General features: G+C 65.9%; 7 protein-coding genes. 1 reads left to right on the forward strand and 6 read right to left on the reverse strand.

The features are described from left to right. Window positions 1-3: 3 nt before the first annotated feature. The 6 genes from CRO75_RS23220 to CRO75_RS23245 form a co-directional block, all read right to left on the reverse strand. The gene (locus tag CRO75_RS23220) at window positions 4-978 is read right to left on the reverse strand and encodes a helix-turn-helix domain-containing GNAT family N-acetyltransferase (RefSeq protein ID WP_097138498.1); all 975 of its coding nucleotides are present in this window, start codon (window positions 976-978) and stop codon (window positions 4-6) included. Window positions 979-1,251: 273 nt separating this feature from the next. Beyond that, window positions 1,252-2,931, reverse strand: coding sequence for a GMC family oxidoreductase N-terminal domain-containing protein (locus CRO75_RS23225; RefSeq protein ID WP_097138500.1), 1,680 nt, complete (start codon window positions 2,929-2,931; stop codon window positions 1,252-1,254). A 32-nt stretch (window positions 2,932-2,963) separates the two neighbouring features. After that, window positions 2,964-4,265: a carbohydrate porin gene (locus CRO75_RS23230; RefSeq protein WP_097138502.1), complete on the reverse strand. Its 1,302-nt coding sequence runs from the start codon at window positions 4,263-4,265 to the stop codon at window positions 2,964-2,966. 151 nt (window positions 4,266-4,416) lie between these two features. Continuing rightward, complete coding sequence (locus CRO75_RS23235) at window positions 4,417-5,481, reverse strand: 2,3-butanediol dehydrogenase (protein WP_097138504.1); 1,065 nt, start codon at window positions 5,479-5,481, stop codon at window positions 4,417-4,419. Further along, window positions 5,478-6,743: an MFS transporter gene (locus tag CRO75_RS23240; RefSeq protein WP_097138506.1), complete on the reverse strand. Its 1,266-nt coding sequence runs from the start codon at window positions 6,741-6,743 to the stop codon at window positions 5,478-5,480. Before CRO75_RS23240 ends, CRO75_RS23235 begins: the two co-directional genes overlap by 4 nt. A 38-nt stretch (window positions 6,744-6,781) precedes the next feature. Beyond that, entirely contained in the window at window positions 6,782-7,315 is a 534-nt protein-coding gene (locus CRO75_RS23245; protein ID WP_007927291.1) for a 2,4'-dihydroxyacetophenone dioxygenase family protein, read from the reverse strand. 287 nt (window positions 7,316-7,602) lie between these two features. Between CRO75_RS23245 and CRO75_RS23250 the strand changes: the two genes are divergently transcribed. Then, complete coding sequence (locus CRO75_RS23250) at window positions 7,603-8,592, forward strand: AraC family transcriptional regulator (protein ID WP_097138508.1); 990 nt, start codon at window positions 7,603-7,605, stop codon at window positions 8,590-8,592. Window positions 8,593-8,697 lie beyond the last annotated feature (105 nt).

Consider the following 8,697-nt stretch of genomic DNA (forward strand, 5'->3'; position numbering starts at 1 on the left):
GTTTCAGGACAGGCCTGGATGGCGGCGCGCGAACTTCTGCTCCAGCACGGTCTTGCCCCATTGCGCCGCGGGCTGTTCCTCCACCAGCTGGAAGCCGAAGGCTTCGTACAGGTGCCGGGCGGCGTCCAGGCCGCTGAAGGTCCACAGGTAGCAGGAGCTTGCCCGCACCCGGTCGCAATGCTCCAGCGCCGCCTTGAGCAGCAGGCGACCGGTGCCGGTGCCACGGGCTGTCTCGTCGAGGATAAACCAGCGCAGATGGGCGACTCTGTCGGCCTGAGGGCGATCCGCGGCGTCGCCGAGGTCGATGGCGATCGAGCCGACGATCTGCTCGTCCAGCACTGCCAGCCAGACGCCGTTATCGGGGTTGTCCAGGCGCTCGCTGAACTCCGCGAGGCCCGCGGCGACGCGCTGTTCAAAGAACTGCCCGAAACCCACCAGGCGTGAGTAGTAGTGCGCATGCAGCTCGGTGATGCGGCCGATCATGCCCGGCCGATAGCCACGGAGCACGCTCGGGGTGGCCGCGGCGATCTGCGCATGGCCCAGGCGGCAGGCCTGCAGCGCCTGGCCATAACTGCGCAGTCCGGCGACCACCTGGCTTTGCTCGCGGGGCGCAAGCAAGCGCAGCGCCTGTTGCACCTGGGCGCTGCCAAAGGCATGGAGCGCGGCGACCTGTTTGCGCCCGCTGGCGGTCAGGCCCAGGTGCTTTTCCCGAGCATCGGTGGGGCTGGGGCTTTCCTGGATATCGCCGCGCTCGATGAGCTTGCCCAGCAGGCGGCTGACCGAGGACTTTTCCAAATTCAGGGTCTTGCCCAATTGGGCGGCGGTGAGCGGGGCGTGCAGGTCGAGTTCGATCAGCGCATGCACCGCCGAGGGCGGCAGATCGGAACCGGCCAGGGTGGCGCCCATAAAGCCCAGCTCACGCACCAGTTTGCGCGATTCGTTACGGATCTGTTCCACCAGCGGCGAAGACGATGACATGGCGTGGCTCTCGATATAGTTGTGTGGTGCAACTATATGCCTGGGGTACGGCAAAATCCATACACCTATAAACGCGGACTCCTTTTGGGAGATACCGATCAAAACTGTAGGAGCGAGCTTGCTTGCGATGGACCTGAGTGCGCCGCGTTCATCCGATTAGTACGCGTTATCGTTAACGACCATCGCGAGCAAGCTCGCTCCTACAATGGATCATCGGCGTTTGATCGATTGGCATTAGCCCTTGGCCCACCCGCGGCTGCGGTTGGCCGTTTTTCAGCCAATGACAGGCGCGGGTATCTGTTGTTCCAGGCGAGCGGGAACCTGAAGGCTCGGTGGCGCCTTACCCAGCAGCAGGTCCGCGGCCTTTTCGCCGATCATGATCGCCGCCGCGTTGGTGTTGCCGGTGGTCAGGCTCGGCATGATCGACGCGTCGGCCACCCGCAGGCCCTGCACGCCGTGGACCCGCAACTGGTCGTCGACCACCGCCTGGGCGTCATGGCCCATCTTGCAGGTGCCGACCGGGTGGAACACGGTGCCCAGGCTGTCGCGAATCCATTGCTCGATCTGTGCCTGGCTCTCGACCTGCGGGCCGGGCACCAGCTCGCCCTTGAGGCGCCGGGCGAACGCCTGGCTCGCCGCCAGCTGGCGCACCAGGCGCACGCCCGCCACCAGCTTGCGCAGGTCCTCCGGGTGGCTGAGGAAGTTGCTGTCGATGATCGGCTTGTCGTGGGGATCGGCGGAGTTGAGCCGGACCTGGCCACGGCTGTGCGGGTGCATCACGGCGATGTGCAGGCTGACCCCATGGCCCAGCGGCACCAGGCGCTGGGGCTGGTTTTTCAGCGCCGGGGCGACGATCAGGCCCAGCTCCGGGGCGGCGTCCTCGGGATGCAGGCGCAGGAAACCGCCGGACTCCACGGTATTGGAGGTCAGCGGGCCGCTGCGCCGGCTCAGGTACTGCCAGGGCGAACGGGCCAGGGGCAACAGGCCCTTGGCCGAGATCCCGTAGGTCAGCTCGCTGTCGCAGCGGTACATCAGCACCACGTCCTGATGGTCCTGCAGGTTGTGGCCGACTCCCGGCAGTTCATGGCGCTGGGCGATGCCATGGCGCGCCAGTTCCTCGGCCGGGCCGATGCCGGAGAGCAACAGCAACTGCGGCGAGTTGATCGCCCCGGCGCTGAGGATCACTTCACGCCGGGCCTGGAGCTGGAACACCGCGCCGTCCTGGCTGACCTCGACGCCACAGGCGCGATTGCCCTCCAGCAACACGCGGTGGGTCAGGGTCGAGCTCAGTACGCTGAGGTTGGGCCGCGACAGCGCCGGGTAGAGGAAGGCCCGCGCGGCGCTGCAACGCTCGCCGTTGATCTGGGTGACATGGAAGGGGCCGTAGCCTTCCTGTTCCTCGCCGTTGAAGTCCGGGTTGTAGCGCCAGCCCAGTTCCTGGGCGGCCTGGTAGAACACCTCATTGATCGGGCTCGGGCTGCGTTGCGCGGCGACGTTGAGTTCGCCGCCCTGGCCGTGCCAGGGCGAGGCGCCGGGCTCGAAATGCTCCGAGCGCAGGAAGTACGGCAGCAGTTCGTCGTAGCTCCAGCCCTGGTTGCCGGCCGCCGCCCAGCGATCGTAGTCGCTGCGGTGGCCGCGGATGTAGATCATGCCGTTGATCGCGCTGGAGCCGCCCCAGAGTCGGCCGCGGGGGCAGGGGATCGGGCGCTCGCCGCTGGTGGCCTGGGCGCTGAACTGGTGCATCCAGTTCCACTTCGGGTTGGCGATCAGGCGGATGATGCCCGCCGGGGTGCGCACATAGGCGCCGGGCAACAGGTTGCGATCGCTAGGGCCGGCTTCGATCAGGCAGACGCTGAGCTGCGGGTAGGCGGACAGCCGGTTGGCCAGCGCGCAACCGGCCGAGCCGGCCCCGACCACGATGTAGTCGAACGAACGCGGGGCAGAGTCAGTCATGGGAGATACCTCGTTGGCAGTGAAAAGCAGGTTTACAACCCCAGCGCCGCGCCGACGTCGTACATGACTTGCAGGCCGACGACAAAACCGTTGCCGCTGAGCTCGCGGGCCTCGGGGTTGTAGAAATTGTCCGGGTTGATCAGGTACTGCACGCTGGGTTCGAGCGCCAGGTGCCGGGTCAGGGCGAAGTGGCCGTTGGCCTCGATGGCGTACACGTTGCGTTCGCCCAGGCTGGGGTCGCCGCCGTTGGCGATCCGCGCCTGTTGCTGGAAGCGCAGTTGGTGGTCGTTGAGGCGCAGGTAGCTGGCCTTGAGGTTGAGCTTGTCCTGGGCGCGGTCGAAGGGCGCCAGGTACGTCAGGCCGATCTCGGCGAAATGGCTGAAGGGCTGCTTGTCGTCGGCCGCCAGGGACAGCGAGCCGAACGCCAGCAGCGCCTGGGGCGCGGTGCGTTGGCCGCCGTCGGCCCGCCAGAAACCTTGCTGGAATTTGAAGAAGGCGCCGCCGGTGCCGTGCTCGCTGGCGCCGGTCAGCGGGTCGTGCTGGTTGGCGGTGTTGTAGTAGCCGTTGAGTTCGTAGTGAGCGCTATAGGCGCTGTCGTGCTTGCTGCCGATGCCCAGCAGCAGGCTGGTGCCGCTGGCGTCGTCGGTGCTGAAGTCCAGGCCCTTGCGTTTTTTCAGGTAGTCCACGGGGTTCGATTCGAAGGCCCCGGCATGCACATAGAAGCCCGGCGTCGCCTGGTACTTCAGGTAGCCGCCCCAACTGCCGTAGGGCGGCGGCAGGATGCCGGTGGACGAATCGATGATCGGGTCGTTGCAGGTGACCACGGTTTCGCAGTTGTAGATATAGAAGTAGCGCCGCGCGTTGGTGCGCCCCAGGCTCATGTCGACCTGGCCGTCGAGCCAGGTCTGCTGGTAGGTCAGCAGGCTCAGCTGGTTGCTGGTGATGTCGTTGTGGATCGGCGCGCCGGCGAAGTAGCTGCCGGCGGCGCCTTGCCAGTTGCGCGAGGTCGGCTGGCCGGTGGCGGTGTCGAGGATGAAGAAGGTTTCCTCGAAATGAACGGCCGCGCCTGTAAGGCCGGCGAGGGTATCGAGGTCGAAGTCGGCGCCGACGAACAGGTCGCCGCTGTTGCCGAAGCTGTGTTCCCGCGGACCGGTGTCGAGATTCTTCATCGACAGGCTCCAGAACTGCACATGGGGTCGGATGCCGTAGCCGGCCAGTTGCTCACCGAGCCCGGCCAGTGGGCCTTCGCGGTTGGGTACCGGCGCTGCGGCATGGCACAACGGGGTGAACAGGACCGCCGCCAGCAGCGGGCACAGCAGGGGAGTGCTTTTCATGGTCGATACTCGTTTCTTGTTGTTTTTGTGAGTAGCCGCTGCCGAAGGCTGCGATCGGACGCGCAGCGTTCGCCAACGGGTTACCAGGAGGCTGCCGATTGCGCTGGCGAGGACTGCGTCCTCGATCGCAGCCTGCGGCAGCGGCTACAGGTCATGCCTTGGCCAGTTCGGGGTTGGGATTGACCAGCACCTTGATCTGGCTCTTGTCCCGCAGCAGTGCCTCGAAGCCATGCTCCACGGCCTGGTCCAGGGTCACGCAGCGGGTCACGGCGCGGGTCAGGTCCAGGCGGCCGCTGGCCAGCAGTTCGATCAGCGGCGGGTAGGCGTTGCGATAGCCCACGCTGCCGAGCAGGCGCAGTTCGTTGTTCACCAGGTGGAAGGCATCGATGCTGACCTCGCCCATCAGGCCCACCAGCACCACCTCGCCGCCCTTGCGCAGCGAGTGCAGGGCCAGGCTCAGGGTCTGCTGGCTGCCGGCGGCCTCGAAGGCCGTGTCGACGCCGCCACCGCTCAGTTCGTGCAGGCGTTGCGACAGGTCGGCGGCGTGGCCATCGAGCACTTCCTGGGCGCCGAAGTCGCGGGCCAGTCGCCGGCGTTCGGGGCTGATGTCCACGGCGAAGATCCGCTCCACGCCGCGCAGGCGCGCCAGCAGGATCAAGAGCAGGCCTATAGGACCGAGGCCGAACACCACGCAGCTGTCGCCGGCCAGCAGGCTGCTCTGGTTCAGCGCGTGAAAGGCCACCGCCGCCGGCTCCAGCACCGCGGCCTGCTTGAAGCTCACCGAATCCGGCAGCGGGTGCAGCATGTAGGCCGGCACCAGCACCTGTTCGGCGAAACCGCCGTCGCCCATCAGGCCGATAAAGCCCATGGACTGGCAGAGGTTGTACTGGCCGGCGCGGCAGTACTGGCAATCGCCGCAGCGGTACTCCGGCTCCACCGCCACCCGGCTGCCGACCCGGACCCGGTCGACGCCCGCGCCCACCGCCAGGACCTGGCCGCAGAACTCGTGGCCGAGGGTCAGCGGCGCGCGGCAACCGGACAGCGGGTGGGGCACCTGTTGTGGAATCGAGTGCGGGCCGTCGGCGTATTCGTGCAGGTCGCTGCCGCAGATGCCGCAGTAGGCCACCTGGACCAGCACCTCGCCCGGGCCGGGCTGCGGCAGTTGCAGATCGCTCAGGCGCAAGTCGCGGGCGGCATGCCAACGCAATGCTTTCATGGCTGGTTTCCTTGCAGGACAGGAGAGGGGGAAGGTTCGGCGCGGCGGCCGCGCGCCAGGACCGCCGGCGCGGTTTCCTTGAGGAACAGCGCCAGCAGCGCCGCCAGCAGGGCGCCGCCGCAGGAGATCCACATGACGATGGACAGGCCGAAACGGTCGGCGGCAAAGCCGGCGATGGTCGGCGAGACAAAACCGCCCACCAGCTCGCCGATGCCCATGATCATGCCCAGGGCGGTGGCCATGACCTCACGGGGCACGGTTTCCGCCGGGATGGTCGCCATGAACAGGGTGAAGCAGCCCAGGCCCGTGTAGGTCAGCAGCATCAGCACGCCCATCAGCAGCGGGCTGTTGGCGTAGAGCAGGGCGATCGGGCAGCAGGCGGCGATCAGCGAGAACAGCACCAGGGTCGGGCGACGGCCGAAACGGTCGGAAATCGCCGCCACGCCGAAGCCCCACAGCACCCAGGCGCCGCCCAGGCAACTCATCACCGTGCCCATGCTCGCCGGGCTGTAGCCGCGGACCTTGACCAGGAAGGTCGGGGTGAAGGAAATCAGGATCACGAACCAGGTGAGGAACACGCAGCTGATCAGGGTGCAGAGCACGATGTTGCGGCTTTTCAGCAGGGCCAGGCGGTTGATCGGAGCAGCAGGAGCGTTGTCGGTGATCGGTGCCGGCGGCGCATCATTGCGCACATAGCGCCAGATCAGCAGGGCGATCAGCAGCCCGGGGATCAGCGAGACGATAAAGGCATGGCGCCAGCCGTAGGCTTCGGCCAGGGCGATCAGCACCGGCGGGCCGATCACCGCGCCCAGCAGCCCGGCCGCCGAGCCTTGCAGCAGGCCCATGTTCAGGCCCCGGCGATGGGGCGAGGAGGCCTCCACCATCAGCGATTGCGAGAGCGGCAGGATCGGCCCTTCGGCCAGGCCCATGATGCCGCGGAACAGCAGCAGGCTGAGAAAGCCGGTGACCAGCCCCGACAGCGCCGAGCACAGGGAAAACAGGATCACCGCGACGATCAGCAGCGGCTTGCGCTTGCCACGCCGGTCCGACCAGGCCCCGACCAGCGCGCCGGACACCGCCCAGGCCAGGGCCAGGACCGACGACAGCATGCCCAGGTGGCTGTTGCTCAGTTGCAGCTCGTCGGCCATGAAGGGGAACAGGAAGGACAGGGCCAGGCGATCGAAAAAGACGAAGCCGAACGTCAGGAACAGCACGCCCAGCAGAATGTTCTCGTAACCGGCTTTATTGTTGTTGTAAGCCATGGTCGTTCTCCGCGGGAGGGACAGGTGAAGTCGAGACTTCAGCGAAACAGCGTGTCGATATAGGCCGCGCCGAGGCCGATCTTTTCGTAGTGCGCGCGGCACAGGGCGATGTAGGAGTGCACGTCGAAATAACCGTCCGGCTCGCCCTGTTCGTCGAGCCAGATCAGCGGGCCCTTGACGATGAAAAACGCGCGCATCGGTTGCTCGTGCTCGTAGGCCACCAGGGTGTGGCCTTCGCCCGGGGTCTCGTAGACGAAGTCGCCGGCGGTGGCGGTCCAGTCGTGCTCCAGGTAGCCCCACTTGCCGGACAGGGTGTAGGCGAACACTTCGTGGGGGTGGTAATGCCGGTTCACCAGGCCGGCGCTGCTGGCCATGAGGATGTCGCACCAGCGGTTCTCGCTCGGCGAGATCCACAGCGGCCGCGAGGACACGGTTTCGGTGAAGGGCACATACAGCTTCAGGTCGTCGCTGGCGGCATTGGGCAGGTAGACCTCGGGCTTGGCGTCCGGCTTGAAGCAATTGGCGATCGGTTGCAGGTCTTTCCAGAATTCACGGCGGGCGGCTTCGGGCATGGTCGGCCTCTATTCGTTGTGGGAGTCGAGGCGACTTTAGGCGCGGCGCGCGGGCGGGGTTTTATCCAATCGGACGGGATTGTTGACTGGATCGGACGAGACTTTTCCTACAGGCTTCAGGGACGCCGTTTACCCTGGTAATCGACTTGTGCCCACTGCGTTTCACGTTGACAGGGCATAAGCTTCATATGTTAATGAATCGCCGCGGCCGCCATCTGCCGCGGCCTTGGTGTCCGGTCACTGCCTTGCCGACCGGGAATGCTTCCTAGCCCATGAGAAGAATAAAAATGTCTCCATGCGCCTTGCTCGAAACCCGGCATGCCTGCACCCAGGGCATCGCCCTGGACCAGCGGCTGGCCTTCTGGGAGGACTACAACGCCTCCACCCTGGTCGGCCTCAAATGCACTTCCTTTTGTGAAAGCGGTTTTGCCGCCAGCCAGGACAACCTGCAGCTGGAGGGCATGCGCCTGGCGCGGATCGAGGGCAACGAGCACGTGGTCGAGCGTGACAACTCGATGATCCGCGCGGTGCCCAAGGAGTCGGTGTTCGTGTCCTTCGTCACCGGCAGCGGCTCGTTCTTCTATCAGGATGGCGCCTGCCAGTTGCTCGAACCGGGTGAGCTGATCGTCTACCGCACCGACAAACCCTATCTGTTCGGGTTCTCCGGGCCGATGCGCCAGTTCATTTTCGACATTCCCCAGGCGCTGTTCGCCGAGCGCTGCCTCAAGCGTTTCGACCGTCCGCTGAAGATCGGCGGGCAAAGTGGCGTGCAGCGCCTGTTGCTGCGCACCCTGGGCGAGCGCACCGGAGGCTTTTTCCAGCAGCCGCTGAGCGAGGACGCCGAGAGTTATCAGAACCAGGCGCTGGAGCTGTTGGCCAGCCTGATCGCCGGGCAAGCGGGAGAGCGGCGGATCAATGCCCTGAGCGCGTCCTATCTGCTGGCGGCCAAGCAGTGCATCAGCGAACAGTTGGCCGACCCTGGCCTGAGCTGCGAGCGGGTGGCCGCGCAGACCGGCATTTCCCCACGGCACCTGAGCCGCCTGTTCGCCCTGGAAGACAGCCAGCCCAGCCGCTTTATCCTGGAAAAACGCCTGCAACAGGCCCATGACCTGCTGAGCAGCCCACGGGGAGCCGGCCTGGATATCGGCGAAATCGCTTACCGCCATGGCTTCACCAGCCAGGCCCACTTCGCCCGGGCGTTCAAGGCCCATTACGGCCAGACCCCGAGCGAAGTACGCAAAACCCTAATGAAATGGTCACCCCCTACCCCCCTGTGAAGGCCACTAAGAGGGTGTAGACAAAATAAACTAAAGTTACCATTTCTTCTGCCTGGACAGCCTCGAAGTCATGCCTAGAATCGGACGCCCGCCCGCGATTACCGC

It is taken from the genome of Pseudomonas sp. LAMO17WK12:I10 (assembly GCF_900215185.1).
Lineage (GTDB): Bacteria > Pseudomonadota > Gammaproteobacteria > Pseudomonadales > Pseudomonadaceae > Aquipseudomonas > Aquipseudomonas chlororaphis.